This window comes from Geitlerinema sp. PCC 7407, assembly GCF_000317045.1.
Lineage (GTDB): Bacteria > Cyanobacteriota > Cyanobacteriia > PCC-7407 > PCC-7407 > PCC-7407.
In genome coordinates this window covers 1,636,795-1,652,831 of sequence record NC_019703.1, presented here as the reverse complement: position 1 = coordinate 1,652,831, position 16,037 = coordinate 1,636,795, and the positions used below count along the sequence as shown (strand labels likewise).

The window sequence follows — 16,037 nt, the reverse complement described above, 5'->3', positions numbered from 1 at the left end:
ACCTACCTGCGATCGCTGCCCAAACTCAGTCAATTTGCCACCTCAAAAAGCGCAAGCGACTTTCAAAATTCGCCCTTGCTTTAGTAGGTCTCAACGTGCCAGCGCTCTGCTTTCTTGAGCTGCTTCTGGTAATCAGACCACTTCACCCCATTCTTCGCCGCTGCTGCCGTCAGAGCCGCGTCGATACCGTCTTCCATCCCCTTCAGACCGCAGATGTAAACGTGGGTCTTCTCCTCTTGGATCAGCTTCCACAGCTCATCAGCGTGCTCAGCAACGCGGTCTTGGATGTACATCTTGCCGCCTTCCGCATTCTTCTGCTCCCGGCTAATGGCATAGGTCAAGCGGAAGTTCTCAGGAAACTCCTTCGCCATCCCTTCTAGCTCTTCGCGGTACAGAATATTGGCCGACACAGGAATACCGAAGATCAGCCAAGCCAAACCATTGAACTTGTAATCCGGGTTTGCCTTGCGCTCAGCTTCCTTGAACATCCGCCACAGGTAAGCGCGGAACGGCGCAATACCGGTGCCCGTTGCCATCATGATCACCTTCGCATCGGGATCTTCAGGCAGCAGCATTTCCTTGCCGACCGGGCCGGTGATCTTGACATCATCTCCCGCTTTCAGGTTGCACAGATAGGTCGAGCACACACCGTAAACGGTTTCTCCGGTCTCCGGGCTCTTGTACTCGAGCTGACGGACACAGAGGGAAACCGTCTTGTCATCCACGCGATCGCCATGGCGAGTCGACGCAATGGAGTAAAGGCGCAGCTTTTCTGGCTTACCCCGCTTGTCCGTGCCCGGCGGAATAATCCCGATGCTCTGACCCTCTAGGTAGCGCAGATCGCCCTCAGAGATATCAAACATCAGGTGGCGAACCGTACCAATACCACCCTCAGCAACTAGCTCTTCATTAGAAAGGCACTTGCCGATAAAGGGATTATTTGGACGATAAATATTAACCGGAATATCAACGTTTTTCTTGTGGGCTTTCGCTTCAGTCATGGGCTTGCTTTCCGTCTTTGACTGGACTGGCGAAGCTTCAGACTTAGGCGCAGCTTGACCCTTCGAGACGGCACCACCATCAACCGTAACAGGATGAATGGCAACGATTTTGCCGCCGAGGCGGGTAATCCGCTGCATCTCTTGATTCATGCGGTTGTAAGGCACTGTGATAAACACACTGCCGCTGCGGCGAATCGGATAATTTAGCTTATCGGTTTCTGCATTCTGGCGCAGACCCACGACCTCATAAATAAAGAGGCGGTTACCAGACACTGCGGTGGCCGCACCGCCAGCTACGCTTGGATTGAACATTGCTAACCTAATTAATCTCCGAGACCCATCTTGGGCACGTTGAGCAACGTGCTCTTATCACCCTAAACCAGTTTTGTCACCAGAACTTAATCAGGCGACAAGAGCCAGGTTCATAATTTAGCGTAGCATTGGGAAGCTGCACCCATCGGTCCTTGGCTTCGAGGCCCACAGAGGGCTACAGGTGCCTCGCTCCGGGCCGTGGGGTCACAATACCCAGAAAAGCCATCTCTCTGCTGTTGTTGATGACGCAGTTTTAATAAAAATGCACCGCGAAACCTTAGCATTAGTATTTAAGCGGGATGATTCGAAGCGCGACAAACTTGTTGGGGAATTCCGAGTCTGGTAGGATCTATCCTACATGGGTAGTATTAATACCTAGTTACGCTGGCTCGGATCTTCCGTTGCAGGCGGCGGTAGGGTTACTTATCGCGGCCGCTGTCCTGGTTTCTGCGTGCTTCAACTGGGGTTCCAGTGTATCCATTGAAAGCTGCTTAGAAGACCTTGGGACTGTTTTGGGCATCCGCAAGATTTTCTTTTTAGTGAACTGTTTTTATCGTTTAGAGGGAACCTATGACCAGTAAGCCGGACCGTGTGGTTCTGATTGGCGTTGCCGGAGACTCTGGATGCGGCAAGTCGACTTTCCTGCGCCGACTGGAAGATCTGTTCGGGAAGGACTTCATCACGGTCATCTGTTTGGATGACTATCACAGTCTCGACCGGAAGCAGCGCAAGGAAGCAGGGGTGACCGCCCTCAATCCGAAGGCAAACAATTTTGACCTGATGTATGAGCAAATCAAAGCGCTCAAGAACGGTCAGGCGATTGATAAACCAATCTACAATCACGAAACCGGCGAGATTGATCCGCCAGAGCGGATCGAGCCGAACCACATCATCGTGGTAGAGGGTCTTCATCCTCTCTATGATGCGCGGGTGCGTGAACTGCTTGACTTCAGCGTCTATCTCGACATCAGCGACGAGGTGAAGATCGCCTGGAAGATCCAGCGCGACATGGCTGAGCGCGGCCACACCTACGATGACGTGATTGCGTCGATCAACTCCCGCAAACCGGACTTCACGGCCTACATCGATCCTCAGAAGGAATTTGCTAATGTCGTGATCCGCGTGCTGCCGACTCAGCTGATCAAGGATGACACTGAGCGGAAGGTGCTCCGCGTGCAGATGATCCAGCGCGACGGTGTTGAAGGGTTTGATCCGGTCTACCTCTTTGACGAGGGTTCGACGATCCACTGGACGCCCTGCGGTCGCAAGCTGACCTGCTCCTATCCGGGTATCAAGATGTACTACGGTCCGGACTCGTACTACGGTCACGAGGTCTCGATCCTGGAGGTTGACGGCCAGTTCGACAACCTAGAGGAAGTGAGCTACATCGAGAATCACCTGAGCAACACTTCGACGAAGTACTACGGTGAAATGACTCACCTGCTGCTTCAGCACCGCGACTACCCCGGCTCGAACAATGGTACCGGCCTGTTCCAGGTGCTAACGGGTCTGAAGATGCGGGCGACCTATGAGCGCCTGACTTCGAGGGAGGCAAAGGTAGCTACGCCTGCCAACGCTTAAACTACCGTTCAGGTGTCCGAAGAAGGGGGCGATCGCGTTTTGAGGGCGATCGCCCTTTTTCGATCCGGGCCGCCCGCAGCCCTCAAGAGCACCGGCTCAAACCGCCGGACGCAAACCTGTGTGGCACAATCGTTAGGGAAACTCCCGGCAAGCACTTTTTCATTGCACTAAAATCTTCCATGACTGCAACGACTCCCTCCCTGCCAACCCAATATGATCCTGTGGACACTGAGGCCCGATGGCAGCAGTACTGGGAAGCCCATCAGGTCTTTCAGGCCGATCCCGAGCAGGAAGGCGAGCCGTACTGCATCGTGATTCCGCCCCCCAACGTGACGGGCAGCCTGCACATGGGCCACGCCCTCAACATGTCCATCATGGACGTACTGACGCGCTACCAGCGGATGCGGGGCCGCAACACGCTTTGGCTACCCGGCACCGACCACGCCAGCATCGCAGTCCAGACCATTTTGGAAAAGCAGCTGAAGGCGGAGGGCAAGACGCGCTACGACATCGGCCGCGAGAAGTTTCTGGAGCGGGCCTGGGCGTGGCGCCAAGAGTCTGGCGGCACAATTGTGCGGCAGCTGCGGCGGCTGGGCGTGTCCGTGGACTGGAGCCGCGAGCGCTTCACCATGGACGAAGGGCTGTCGAAGGCAGTTCTAGAGGCATTTGTTCAGCTCTACGACGAGGGCCTGATCTATCGGGGCAACTATCTGGTGAACTGGTGCCCTGCTAGCCAGTCAGCCGTGTCGGATTTGGAGGTGGAACCCAAGGAAGTAGACGGCCATCTGTGGCACTTCCGCTATCCCCTCAGCGATGGATCGGGCTTTGTTGAGGTGGCGACGACGCGCCCCGAGACGATGCTGGGCGATACGGCTGTGGCCGTCAATCCTCAAGACCCGCGCTACCAGAGCCTCATTGGCAAAACGCTGACGCTGCCGATCATGGGCCGCCAGATTCCGATTATTGCCGATGAGCTGGTGGACCCTGAGTTTGGGACGGGCTGTGTGAAAGTGACGCCAGCCCACGACCCTAACGATTTTGAGATGGGGCGTCGCCACAATTTGCCGTTTATCAACTTGATGCACAAGGACGGCACGCTCAACGAGAATGCCGGTCCTTTCGAAGGCCAGGACCGCTTTGTGGCGCGCAAGAACGTGGTGGCTCGCCTCGAAGAGGAGGGGGCACTGGTGAAGGTGGAAGACTACCGCCACTCAGTGCCCTACAGCGATCGCGGCAAGGTGCCGGTCGAGCCGCTGCTGTCGACCCAGTGGTTTGTGAAGATCGAGCCCCTGGCTCAGCGAGCGCTGACGGCCCTAGACGGCAGTCAGGAGCCGGCTTTTGTGCCGGAGCGCTGGACCAAGGTCTACCGCGACTGGCTGGTGAACCTGCGGGACTGGTGTATCTCGCGGCAGCTCTGGTGGGGACACCAGATCCCGGCTTGGTACGTTGTCAGCGAGACGGGGGGCGAGATCACGGACCACACGCCCTTTGTGGTGGCGCGCAGCGAAGAGGCGGCGATCGCCCAGGCCCAAGAAAAGTACGGCGCAGGTGCCCAGCTCGTCCAGGATCCCGACGTCCTCGACACCTGGTTCTCCTCGGGTCTGTGGCCCTTCTCGACCCTCGGCTGGCCTGAGAAGACTGCGGATCTGGCGACCTACTATCCCACCAGTACCCTGGTGACCGGTTTTGACATCATCTTCTTCTGGGTGGCGCGGATGACCATGATGGCTGGCCACTTTACCGGCCAGATGCCCTTCAAGACGGTGTACATCCACGGCCTGGTCCGGGACGAAAACAACAAGAAAATGTCGAAGTCGGCCAACAACGGCATTGATCCGCTGGTGCTGATCGACAAATACGGCACGGACGCCCTGCGCTACGCCTTGATTCGGGAGATTACCGGCGCGGGTCAAGATATCCGGCTGGAGTACAACCGCAAGACCGACGAGTCCTCCACGGTGGAGGAAGCGCGCAACTTCACCAACAAGCTGTGGAACGCGTCTCGCTTCGTGATGATGAACCTGGACGGCCAAACCCCGGCTCAGCTGGGGGCACCGGACGAGGCAGCGCTGGAATTGTGCGATCGCTGGATTTTGTCCCGCTTTAATGGGGTGGTGCAGCGCGTCAGCCACAACATCGATCACCACGGCCTGGGAGAAGCCGCCCGCGAGCTGTACGAATTTATCTGGGGCGACTTCTGCGACTGGTACATCGAGCTGGCGAAATCGCGGCTCCAAACCGAAGGGCCGGGCCGCCGCGTCGCGCAGCAGACCCTCGCCCACATCCTCGACGGCATTCTCAAGCTGCTCCATCCCTTCATGCCCCACATCACGGAGGAGATTTGGCACACCCTCAACCAGACGGGCGACGATCGCTGCTTGGCCGTGGAGCCATACCCGGTTGTTCAAGCGGGCCTGCTCAACCCAGCCCTGGAGGAGGAGTTTGAGCGCATCATTGGCGTGATCCGGACCCTGCGCAATCTGCGGGCCGAAACCGGCGTCAAGCCCGGTCTCAAGATTCAGGCGATTCTCCAAAGTGAGCAGGCGGCCGAGCGCCAAACCCTCGAGCAAGGAGCGACCTATATTCGCGATCTGGCTCGGGTAGAGGAGCTAAGCATTGTCCAGACCCAGGACGACACGGCCCTGAAGCGCACCATTGTGGGGGTGACGGGCACCGTACAGGTCATCATGCCCCTGAGCGACATTGTGGACGTGGACGCTCTGCGGACAAAAATGGAGAAGGATCTGGGCAAAATCGAGGCAGAGGCGACCGCCCTCGCTGGACGCCTGGGAAATGCCAAGTTTGTAGACAAGGCACCGGCGGATGTCGTGCAGGGTGCGCGCGATCGCCTCAGCGAGCTGCAAGTCCAGGCCGAGATTCTCAAAAATCGCCTCAGCCGCCTGTAAATGAGCCAGCAGGAACCAGGAGCACGCCTTGCGCTTCTGGTTTCTGGACGGCAGCCATCAATGAGGGTGCATTCTCTTGAATGGGTCAGCTATCCGTCCTCTCTTTGTTCAAAGCCGTTTTGCGGAATGTGGTAGGAGTCGGCAATGCTGTATTTAGCCCAAGTGCAGAAAAAGGGCTTCCTGGGTAAGACAGAACTGCGGCTGCTGGCGCAGCAAGAATCTGAGCACACTTGGACTGTCTTGAGCGCAGACGAACTGGTCCTAACCAGCGAGACGGTCGTCGTCAATGAAGGGGTGCTGGTGCTGGTGGACCTGTCGAGCGATCGCCAAGTGCTGCGCGTCGACGATGCCAAGGACTGGGTTCTGGAGGTTCTCCAGACGTTTCTGACCAATGGCGTCACGCCAAGCTTTCTCAAGGAAGAGAGCGATCGCGCTGAGCAGTGGCGTCAGGAGCTGACCCTCCAAAGCCAGGAGATCGGTCGCAAAGCCCTGGAAGTGGAAGCCCGCCGCGAGCAAATCCAGATCCTCGAAGACACGCTCAAGCGACAAAAGAAGTATCTCGAAGACGTCGCGGCCCAGTTCAACATCCAGCTCGAGTTTCCAGCCCTGGATCTGGACGAGGAAGACGATCGCTAATCCGGATCGCTTCGACGGGGCGATCCGGACTAGCGATCGCCGGTTCCGTTCACAATCCCCGCCCCCCATCTCAGCCCAAGGCCCTGCTCTGGCCGATCTGCCTGAGAACCAAACAATCAAAAAGCCAGGGAAGACTCCCTGGCTTTGTTATTTCAGTGCGTGCTGGGCAGAGACACAGGCGATCGCCCCGTCTAGCGCTGAGCTGCGGGCAGCCTCGGCACCGACGGCACAGGCCCCTTGCGGGCAGAGATCGGCTCATCGGAGAGAGACTCCACCAGCATCTCCCGGATCAGCCGCGCCACCAAGCGCTGGGTCAGTCCGCCCGCGATTTGCTGGCCCATCTGGTAGAGCTCCGGCTTTGCCAGCACCTGCGACAGCGCCGACGCGGTCTGGACCGGGTTGAAGCCCGGGGTTTCACGCAGAATTCCGATGATTCGCTGAATATGCTCCAACGTCTGCTGATCGGCTGGGTCAGGGGCCGTCGTGCTCACCGCCAGGCCCACTCGCTCCTGAAGCGCATGGGTAAAGCGATAGAGAGCGTTGCGTCCCAAGACGTCCACACTCTTGACGATCTCCTCGACCAGGCGATCGCGAATGAAGGTCCCCCGCTCCGAAAACAGAAACTCCGTCGCCTGATTGACCGCCTTATTTAGGTCATAGTCATCGCTGCCGCGCGCATTCCGCAGGAGGTTTTCCAGGCGATTCCAGCGGAAGCTGCCTTCCTTGAACAGCAAATCTCGCAGAGAAGTGCGCAGTTCCGGTGCCGGGTCCGTCAGCAGGCGCTTGGCCACGTAGGGATAGGCCTTGCTGAGCACCTTGAACTCTGGATCCACGTTGATGGCGATGCCCTCTAGGGTCACCAAAGAGCGAATAATCAGCGCGTAGTAGGCCGGCACCCGGAAGGGGTACTCGTACATCAGCTCCGAGAGCTGATCCGTGATGCTCTTGAAGTTGAGCTCCGCAACACTCGCCCCTAGGGCGTTTGTGAACACGTTCGCCAGGGCCGGAATAATCGGCGTCAAATCCGTATCCGGCGTCAAAAATTCCAGCTTGACGTAGTCCTGGGCCAGCCCCTCAAAATCTCGGTTGACCATGTGGACCACCGCTTCGATCAGGCCATAGCGCTGATAGGGCTTAACCTCGCTCATCATGCCAAAGTCGAGATAGGCCAGCTTGCCATCTGGTGTGGCCAGGAGGTTGCCAGGGTGGGGATCGGCGTGGAAAAAGCCGTGCTCCAGGAGCTGTCGCAGGGAGCACTGGACCCCCACTTCGACCAAATATCCGGCATCGATGTTTTGCTCTCGGATCTCTTGGGGCCGCGTCAGCTTCGTGCCGGTGATCCACTCCATGGTCAGGACACGCCGATTGGTGTACTGCCAATAGATCTGGGGCACGTAGATGTCCTTGAGATGCCCGTAGAGCTCCGCAAAGCGCTCGGCGTTGCGGCCTTCCTGGGTGTAGTCCATTTCTTCCAGGATGCGGCTGCCAAACTCGTCCATGATGGCAACCAGATCGCTGCGAACCCGGCCAACCGTGCGCTGAATAAACGCCGATAAACCCCGCAAAATGTAGAGGTCTAGAGTGACCTGCTGGGCCAGGCCAGGGCGCTGGACCTTGACCGCGACGACTTCGCCGCTCTTGAGCCGGCCTTTGTACACCTGGCCCAGGGAAGCCGCCGCAATGGGGTTGGGGCTCAGCTCAGCGTAGATGTACTCGGGGCGATCGCCCAGTTCCTCTTCGATGAAGCGATAGGCTACCTCATTGGGGAAAGGGGGGAGCTGATCCTGGAGCTGGGCCAGCTCTTCGAGGTAGAGGGGCGGCACCAGGTCCGGACGGGTTGACAGAGCCTGACCGACCTTGATGTAGGCCGGTCCCAAAGTCGTTAGCATCTCCCGAAGACGAACGGCCCGCTTGCGCTCATTGGCCTTGACTCGCCGGGTTCGCTTGTCCCACCAGATCGCCACACCAAAGGTCAGGAAAGGCCAGATGATGCTGAGCATGCGCCACCAAACTTGGAGGGGGCGGCGGCGATAGTAGGCGGCAATGACCTGGGGGTCGTAGCGTAGGGCGATCGCCTCGGCCTCTGTGAGCGAGATCTGCTCGATCGCCCGCTCCCGCGCCATTGGCGTCTCCTTAGCCATCAAGTCAGTTGTCTCCACGAGTTCTGGCGGCTCGATCGGGATAACCGGGATAGCCACTGACTCTGCGGTCCGCGGATAATCTGATGAGACAGGTTTAGCATTCATGGACGATGGTTTTGAGGATGCGGCTATTTATTAACAATTGTAACGATTAGCCTAATCGCTAAGATGAGGAAGGAGTAGACCCGGCCTGCTCCGCTAGGTTTGTTACAGGTGAATCTTTTGATAGCTGGAGCGGCGATCGCGCGTTTCGGCTGTTTTTTTCGCAAAACATCCCGATTGCTTCCCAGTGTCGCCTAGATCTTGCCCGGTCGACATCTGTTCCCAGAATCGTTTTCCTGCATGCTAATTTCTTTGCGCATCGAAAATTTTGCCCTGATTGACCAGCTGGAGCTTCCCTTTGGTGCGGGTCTCAATGTTTTGACGGGGGAAACCGGTGCGGGCAAATCCATCATTCTGGACTCCATTGACGCGGTGCTGGGGGGGCGGATCACCGGGCGAGCCATTCGCACGGGTGCCGGTCGCGCGGTCATCGAGGCCACCTTCAAGCTAAATCTCGACCTCAGCGCCTGGCTCGAGCTTCAGGAAATCGACAGTCTCGAAGACGACTGGCTGGTGTGCAGCCGGGAGATGACGCTCAGCAGTAGCGGGGTGCGCAGCCGATCGCGGGTGAATGGGGTGCTAGTAAACAAGCAGCAGATGGAGGAGTTGCGCGATCGCCTGGTGTCTATCACGGCCCAGGGCCAGACTGTCCAACTGGGCAAAGCCACCATTCAGCGAGAATGGCTCGACAACTTTGGCGGCGATCGCCTCTTGCACCAGCGAGAGCAGGTCAGCGCAGCCTTTAGCCAGGCCCAGAGCGCCCTCAAAGCCCTCGAAAAGCGCCGCCAAGCCGAGAGTCAGCGGCTACAGCAGCGAGATATCTTCCAGTACCAGGCCAAGGAGTTGGCCGCTGCCAGCCTTGGGGAACCTGACGAGCTCGAGCAGCTCGAGCAAGAGCGCCAGCGGCTGGGCCACAGCGTGGAGCTGCAGCAGCAAAGTTACGACGTGTATCAGCGGCTCTACCAAAACGAGGCTGGGGGAGAGGCAGCGGCGGATTTGGTGGGCAAGGCGGAGGCCATTCTTCAGGATATGGTGCGCTACGATCCCCAGGTTCAGCCGATTTTGGAGCTGGTGAGCGGCGCGCTGGCCCAGATCGAAGAAGCGGGCCGGGAAATGAGTGCCTACGGCGACGATCTCGACACCGATCCCGAACGCCTGCAAGAAGTCGAGTCGCGAATCGTGGAGCTAAAGCAGCTCTGCCGCAAGTACGGTCCGACCCTGGCAGACGCGATCGCCCACTACGAGCGCATTTCGGCGGAGCTGGCCGAGCTGGAGGGCGAAGGCCAGTCCATCGAGGCCCTCGAGAGCGCCTACGCCAAGCATCAGGCCCAGCTACGAACGGTCTGCGATCGCCTCACCGAGCTGCGGCGGGAAGCGGCGATCGCCCTCGAAAGCCGCCTGATCAGCGAGCTCAAGCCCCTGGCCATGGACAAAGTGCAGTTCCAGGTGGGGCTCACCCCGAGCGATCCCAGCGCCAGCGGCGCCGATCGCATCACGTTTCTCCTGAGTCCCAACCCCGGCGAGCCCCTCCAGCCCCTCGCCGACATCGCCTCCGGCGGCGAGATGAGCCGGTTTTTGCTAGCCCTCAAGGCCTGTTTTTCCCAGATTGATCCCATCGGCACCCTCATCTTCGACGAGATCGACGTGGGGGTTTCGGGGCGCGTTGCCCAGGCGATCGCCGAAAAGCTCCATCACCTCGGCCAGCACCATCAGGTGCTTTGCGTTACCCACCAGCCCCTCGTGGCGGCCATGGCCGATCACCACTTTCAGGTCAATAAAGAAGTCATTGATCCCTCGCGCGCCAGCGCCGAAGCGGAGCAAGAAGACGTGCGCACCGTCGTACGGGTAAGCCAGCTCGATAGCCAGCAGCGGCGAGAGGAGCTAGCCCAGCTAGCGGGCGGTCAGTCTGCCCAAGAGGCGATCGCCTTCGCCGACTCCCTCCTCAGTCAGGCCAACGACCTGCGGCAAGCCAAGGCAATGCCAGACGCAGCAGCGGTTTTGGGCAAGCCCAGCAAAGCCCGGTCCCGCAGCCGCCGCTGAGCCCAGCCTTGTAAAACCAGTCTATTCATCCCCCGCGTGGGAGGCGATCGCCTCCCACGCGATTTTTCTCATCATTGCGGCCAAACCCTCTAGCCACAGGTCATAATTCGACGCGATCGCCCGAGAAGTTTTTCTGGCGAGAGTGCTAATGTCAAACTATCCACCTCTATCTCCGCAAAGATTCGTAGAATCTTTAACCCATCCTCGCAATGGCAGTGTGCAAGTTTCGTCTGGGTATTCTCCGCTTCAAAGAGCCCATTAGGGCCAATGCAGCAAACTGACCCAACCCGGGAATCCTGAGCAGTGAATAGTAGGACACATCTCCCCTAGCCCCAAAATGCCAAAATTTGACTAGGTTTCCAGCCCTCAGATTCGCTCATCACCCAAGAGATCTTGGCCTTCTCCCTGTTCCCCTGGCTCAGCATCCCGGCAGGACGCTTTTTAGCAACGGCCCAAAGCGTCGCCCAAGCATCAAAATCGCATCTGCCTTTTGCCATTCCTACACAGCCAGCCTGCGTGAATCTCCATGACATCCTCGCCTTCGCATCTGCCTGTCGATAAATCCGCCAATGCCCCGTTCAGCAACGTGATCGAGGTAAATGCTCAACCCGAGCACACAGCCGGAGCGATGGTTCCTCGATCGACCATCCGAGCAGCTGGCGGAGGCTTGGCAGCTGCACGCGGAACCTTTGCCGCCTTCCTCGCCCCTCTCACCCAGGACACCTTCAAGCAGGTCGTCTCCGACGTCGAGTCCAAGCTGCGCGTCGTCAATCAGACCCTGTCGATGCTGGACAACTTGCTCTCCAGCCAGGGCTTTGACGCCATTCTCGACGAGATGCTGCAATCAATCACCCTCAAAACGGGAGAACTGCTGGGGGCCGATCGCACCACTATTTTTTTGCTGGACGAGGACAAAAACGAACTGTGGTCCAAGGTGGCAACCGGCGAGGGCGGTGCCTGTCTAGAGATTCGGATTCCAGCCGATCGGGGCATCGCGGGCGAAGCCGCCACCTTCAAGCGAGTCATCAACATTCCCTACGACTTTTTTGATGACCCCCGCTCTGCCGAATCCCAGAAACTCTACAAAAAAACGGGCTATCGTACCTATACCCTTCTTGCACTGCCTCTGCTGAACGATCAGGGAGATTTGGTGGCAGTTGTACAACTTTTAAACAAGCTCAAAAGCCCCCACGACCCAGACAGCAGCCTCGAAGAGCGGATCGATCAGCACGGTTTCAGCGCTGAGGACGAGCGGTTATTCGCAGAATTTGCTCCCTCGATTCGGCTCATCCTGGAGAGCTCGCGATCGTTCTACATCGCGACCCAGCGCCAGCGAGCCGCTTCGGCCCTGATGAAGGCCACCCGCTCCCTCAGCCAGAGCAGCCTCGACCTGGAAGAAACCCTCAAGCGGGTGATGGAGGAGGCCCAGGAGCTGATGAGCGCCGATCGCAGCACGCTGTGGCTCGTCGATCGCGATCGCAATGATCTGTGGACCAAAATTCCTGGCGTCGGCGAGCTTCGGGTCCCGATCGGGATTGGGTTTGTCGGCGAGGTGGCAGTTTCTGGGCAGCCGCTGCTGATTCCCTTCGACCTCTACGACGATCCCCGCTCCAGCAAGTCCAAAGAAACCGACCAAAAAACCAAATACCGCACCTGCAGCCTGCTGTGCATGCCCGTTTTTAATGCAGACGGCGAGCTGATCGGCGTCACCCAGCTGATCAACAAAAAGCGCCAGGGAGAATTTTCGCCCTACAACCCAGAGGACTGGCCGGAGGCACCGGACTGCTGGAAAGCCAGCTTCAATCGCTCTGACCAAGAGTTTATGCAGGCGTTCAACATTCAGGCGGGCGTGGCCCTCCAAAACGCCAAGCTCTTCGCCACGGTCAAGCAGCAGGAGCAGATGCAGCGGGACATCCTGCGCAGCCTCTCCAATGGCGTCATCTCCACAGACAAAGATGGCCGGATCATTGCCCTCAACGACAGCGCTCAGCGCCTTCTGGGCATCCATGAAGCCTCGCGCCTTGAGGGTCAATCGATCTGCGATCTGATCAAGATCAAGGAAGGCGATTTCTCGAAGTGGTTTAACCAGGCGCTGGAGGGAGGCACGGAGAAATCTCGACAGCAGTACTATCCTGACCAAACCCTGATTTCCCATAGCGCTGAGCAGCACAGTATCCATCTGTCCATCAACTCCATTGCCGATGCCACCGATGGCAAGACGATCTACGGGGCGCTGGTGGTGATGGACGACATTAGCGATGAGAAGCGGCTCAAGAGCACGATGTATCGCTACATGACCCAGGAGCTGGCGGAGGAGCTGCTGCGCTTGGGTGATGCCAAGCTAGGGGGCGATCGCAAAGAGGTTTCGGTCCTGTTCTCGGACATCCGGGGGTACACCACCCTCACCGAAAGCCTCCAGGCCGAAGAGGTCGTCAGCATGCTCAACGAGTACTTCGAGTCCATGGTGGAGGCCGTCTTCAAGTACAAGGGCACCCTGGACAAGTACATCGGCGACGCCATCATGGCCGTCTATGGCTCTCCCCTGCCCCTAGAGGACCACGCCTGGATGGCCGTCCAGACCGCCATCGAAATGCGCCAGCGCCTGTTCGAGTTCAATCAGCGCCGGTCTGCTCGCCAGCAGCCCTTCATCCGCATCGGGGTCGGCATCAACTCCGACAGCGTGATCAGCGGCAACATCGGCTCTAGCCGGCGGATGGAGTTTACGGCCATCGGAGATGGCGTCAACCTGGGCTCGCGCCTGGAGGGAGCCAGCAAGCAGTATGGCTGCGATGTTGTCTTGAGCGAAAACACCTACCGCCTCTGCTCCGACCACCACCACAAGCTGTGCGTGCGTGAGCTGGACTATATCCGGGTCAAGGGCAAGACTAATCCGGTCGCGATCTATGAGCTGGTCAGCATTGGATTTGACGATGTTCCAGCGCCCAAGCTGGAAGTAATTGAGCACTACCAGAAAGGCCGCGAGTACTATTTACACCAAAAGTTTGCGCTGGCGATGGGAGAGTTTGCCCGCGTCCTGGAGGTTGATCACCAAGACAAGGCGGCGGCCCTGCACCTGGAGCGCTGCCAGCACTGGCTCCAGTCTCCGCCGCCCGCCGAATGGGATGGCTCCTGGAGCTTGACAGAGAAATAGGGCGCGGGGGGCAGTGATCGCCAGGGGTGCGAGGCCAGCTTCCCCCCTGATTTTCAGGGCGTGCTAGGATAGTCTCACGCGAGACTAAGCATGATACTGAATCCATATCCATGAGCATGATGGAAGGGAGTTCTACTCCCGAAGGGTTGATGGATATCGAGGCGGTGCAGAAGGCACTCAACCGCTCCCGAGCCTCGGTCTATCGATATGCCAATACCAGCCCTGACATTTTGAATCCGCCCTACAACCCCAAGCTGCTCAACCCGGAGTTCCGGATGAGCCGCGATGAGCCGCTGCTGTTTCATCCCAATGAAGTAGCCCGGTTTGCGCGGGATGTGTTGCGCATCAAGCAGGTGACAATTGAGGTGCAAGAACCGCCCCCCAATGCAACCGAAGAGTTGTTGCGGGCAATTTTGGGGGAGCTCCAAAGCATTCATCAATTACTGCGATCGCGCTCCAGCGTAGGCTAGGACTGTTTTCCTGACAACAGTATCCCTCCGCGGAATCATTAAAATGGAAATTGAAGGGCCTATGATAGTAGGCCTTAGCCTCTTAGCCTCATACAACTGCTTTTTATTTCTTTTATGGAATCAGGTAGCCCGTCTGCCAACGTTCCCGACCGACCTGCTAACCGATTCGCAGCCGTTCTTGGAACCCTGGTCGCCCTTGTGACGTTGATTCTGCCGGTAGTCATCATTGCGTACTACTCGTCCGACAGCAACTCACAAACCGCGCCATCACCCACCTATCGGCTAGGACGCATGAGAGAGTAAAGCAGCTTTTCTAGCGTTGAGCGACCCTATCAGAGCAGGCGATCGCCTTCGGAACTGGGAGACCGGCTGCCCTTGCAGATTTTGGGGCAGCCGGTGCCCCGTTGAGAAGGTGTCTCGATCGCTTCGAGGAGCTCACCAAAGCACCGTTTAGCCCTCGACTCAGCGCTCAAGTTATTTCTGCTACCCGCCATCTTCTAAAATGCTACTCGGGGGTAGGATCTAGGCCTCTGCCTGGGAACTATGTCATAGGGTTCAGAGCCAGGGGTCGCACCCTCGTGTTTTGTCAAAGCTTGGAGAACGACTGTGGACTTATCTCGGATTCCGGCACAACCGAAAGCTGGAGTAGTCAATGTTTTGATTGAAATTCCGGCAGGCAGCAAGAACAAGTACGAGTTTGATAAAGACCTGCAAGCCTTTGCGCTAGACCGAGTTCTGTACTCTTCGGTCCACTATCCCTACGACTACGGTTTTATTCCCAACACCCTGGCCGATGACGGCGATCCCCTTGACGGCATGGTGATCATCGATCAGCCGACCTTCCCGGGCTGCGTGATTGCTGCTCGCCCCATTGGGATGCTCGAGATGATCGACGGGGGCGATCGCGACGAGAAACTGCTCTGCGTTCCGGACAAAGATCCGCGCTTTGCCAACGTCAAGAGCCTCGATGACATCGAGCGCCATCGGCTCGACGAAATCGCAGAATTCTTCCGCACCTACAAGAACCTCGAAAAGAAAACCACCGAGATTCTGGGCTGGCAAGATGTGGCCGCAGTCAGTGCCCTAGTGGAGCAGTGCATCCGGGCTGCTGGCTAACTTCGTAAAGCCTTTGGCTGAGGGCCGCTCAAAACGTCTCTCAGCCGCACCACTCCTGAAACTCCCCCAAAAAGTCCCGATCTTCCGTCGGTTTCCCGGTATATAACAGAGTGGAACATAGATCCAATGGGGGTGTTAGCAGCCGTTCCTTCTCTTCCCTTGTGAGTCCCTGGGCACCATGCAGCGAACCGTTCTTTTAGCCAAAATTCATAATTGCCGTCTTACTGATGCCAACCTAGACTACGTGGGTAGCATTAGTATTGATCAGAGTCTTATGGAGGCGGCAGGAATTTTGCCTTACGAACAGGTTCAGGTCGTCAACATCACCAATGGTGAACGCCTGACAACCTATGCGATCCCCGCGCCACCCAAGTCTGGGGCGGTGGAGCTCAATGGCGCTGCTGCAAGACTCGGCATGAGGGGCGATCGCGTCATCATCATGACCTACGCCCAACTCACCCCAACCGAGCTCAAGCTTCACTCTCCGACCGTCGTCTTGGTGGATGAGCACAATCGGCTTACCAGTATCCATCACTACGACGATCTACTTTCCAACGATCTCATTCCCACGGGCTAGTTTA

At 57.9% G+C, this 16,037-nt stretch carries 10 protein-coding genes; 8 read left to right on the top strand and 2 right to left on the bottom strand.

All coding sequences use genetic code 11. The features are described 5' to 3' along the window. Positions 1–80 precede the first annotated feature (80 nt). Positions 81–1,313: a ferredoxin--NADP reductase gene (gene petH, locus GEI7407_RS07015; RefSeq protein ID WP_015171443.1), complete on the bottom strand. Its 1,233-nt coding sequence runs from the start codon at positions 1,311–1,313 to the stop codon at positions 81–83. Between the two features lie 570 nt (positions 1,314–1,883). Between petH and GEI7407_RS07010 the strand changes: the two genes are divergently transcribed. The 3 genes from GEI7407_RS07010 to GEI7407_RS07000 all read left to right on the top strand — a co-directional run bounded on the left by GEI7407_RS07010 (position 1,884) and on the right by GEI7407_RS07000 (position 6,436). Then, positions 1,884–2,894, top strand: a complete 1,011-nt coding sequence (locus GEI7407_RS07010) for a phosphoribulokinase (protein ID WP_015171442.1) — start codon at positions 1,884–1,886, stop codon at positions 2,892–2,894. Between the two features lie 179 nt (positions 2,895–3,073). Next, a complete protein-coding gene (locus GEI7407_RS07005; RefSeq protein ID WP_015171441.1) occupies positions 3,074–5,800 on the top strand; it encodes a valine--tRNA ligase in 2,727 nt (908 codons plus the stop codon). A 144-nt stretch (positions 5,801–5,944) separates the two neighbouring features. Then, positions 5,945–6,436, top strand: coding sequence for a hypothetical protein (locus tag GEI7407_RS07000; RefSeq protein WP_015171440.1), 492 nt, complete (start codon positions 5,945–5,947; stop codon positions 6,434–6,436). Positions 6,437–6,627: 191 nt separating this feature from the next. On the opposite strand, the gene GEI7407_RS06995 is transcribed toward GEI7407_RS07000, so the two are convergent. Continuing rightward, on the bottom strand, positions 6,628–8,682 hold the full coding sequence (locus GEI7407_RS06995) for an AarF/ABC1/UbiB kinase family protein (protein ID WP_015171439.1): 2,055 nt from the start codon (positions 8,680–8,682) through the stop codon (positions 6,628–6,630). A 237-nt stretch (positions 8,683–8,919) separates the two neighbouring features. Between GEI7407_RS06995 and recN the strand changes: the two genes are divergently transcribed. The 5 genes from recN (at position 8,920) to panD (ending at position 16,033) form a co-directional block, all read left to right on the top strand. Further along, positions 8,920–10,719 (top strand): DNA repair protein RecN, encoded by a 1,800-nt coding sequence (gene recN, locus GEI7407_RS06990; RefSeq protein ID WP_015171438.1) that lies wholly within the window; start codon positions 8,920–8,922, stop codon positions 10,717–10,719. Between the two features lie 526 nt (positions 10,720–11,245). Beyond that, on the top strand, positions 11,246–13,870 hold the full coding sequence (locus GEI7407_RS06985) for an adenylate/guanylate cyclase domain-containing protein (protein ID WP_015171437.1): 2,625 nt from the start codon (positions 11,246–11,248) through the stop codon (positions 13,868–13,870). Between the two features lie 110 nt (positions 13,871–13,980). Continuing rightward, positions 13,981–14,340, top strand: a complete 360-nt coding sequence (locus tag GEI7407_RS06980) for a hypothetical protein (RefSeq protein WP_015171436.1) — start codon at positions 13,981–13,983, stop codon at positions 14,338–14,340. Between the two features lie 606 nt (positions 14,341–14,946). After that, complete coding sequence (locus GEI7407_RS06975; RefSeq protein WP_015171434.1) at positions 14,947–15,456, top strand: inorganic diphosphatase; 510 nt, start codon at positions 14,947–14,949, stop codon at positions 15,454–15,456. A gap of 178 nt (positions 15,457–15,634) precedes the next feature. Next, a complete protein-coding gene (gene panD, locus GEI7407_RS06970; protein WP_015171433.1) occupies positions 15,635–16,033 on the top strand; it encodes an aspartate 1-decarboxylase in 399 nt (132 codons plus the stop codon). The last annotated feature ends 4 nt before the right edge of the window (positions 16,034–16,037 follow it).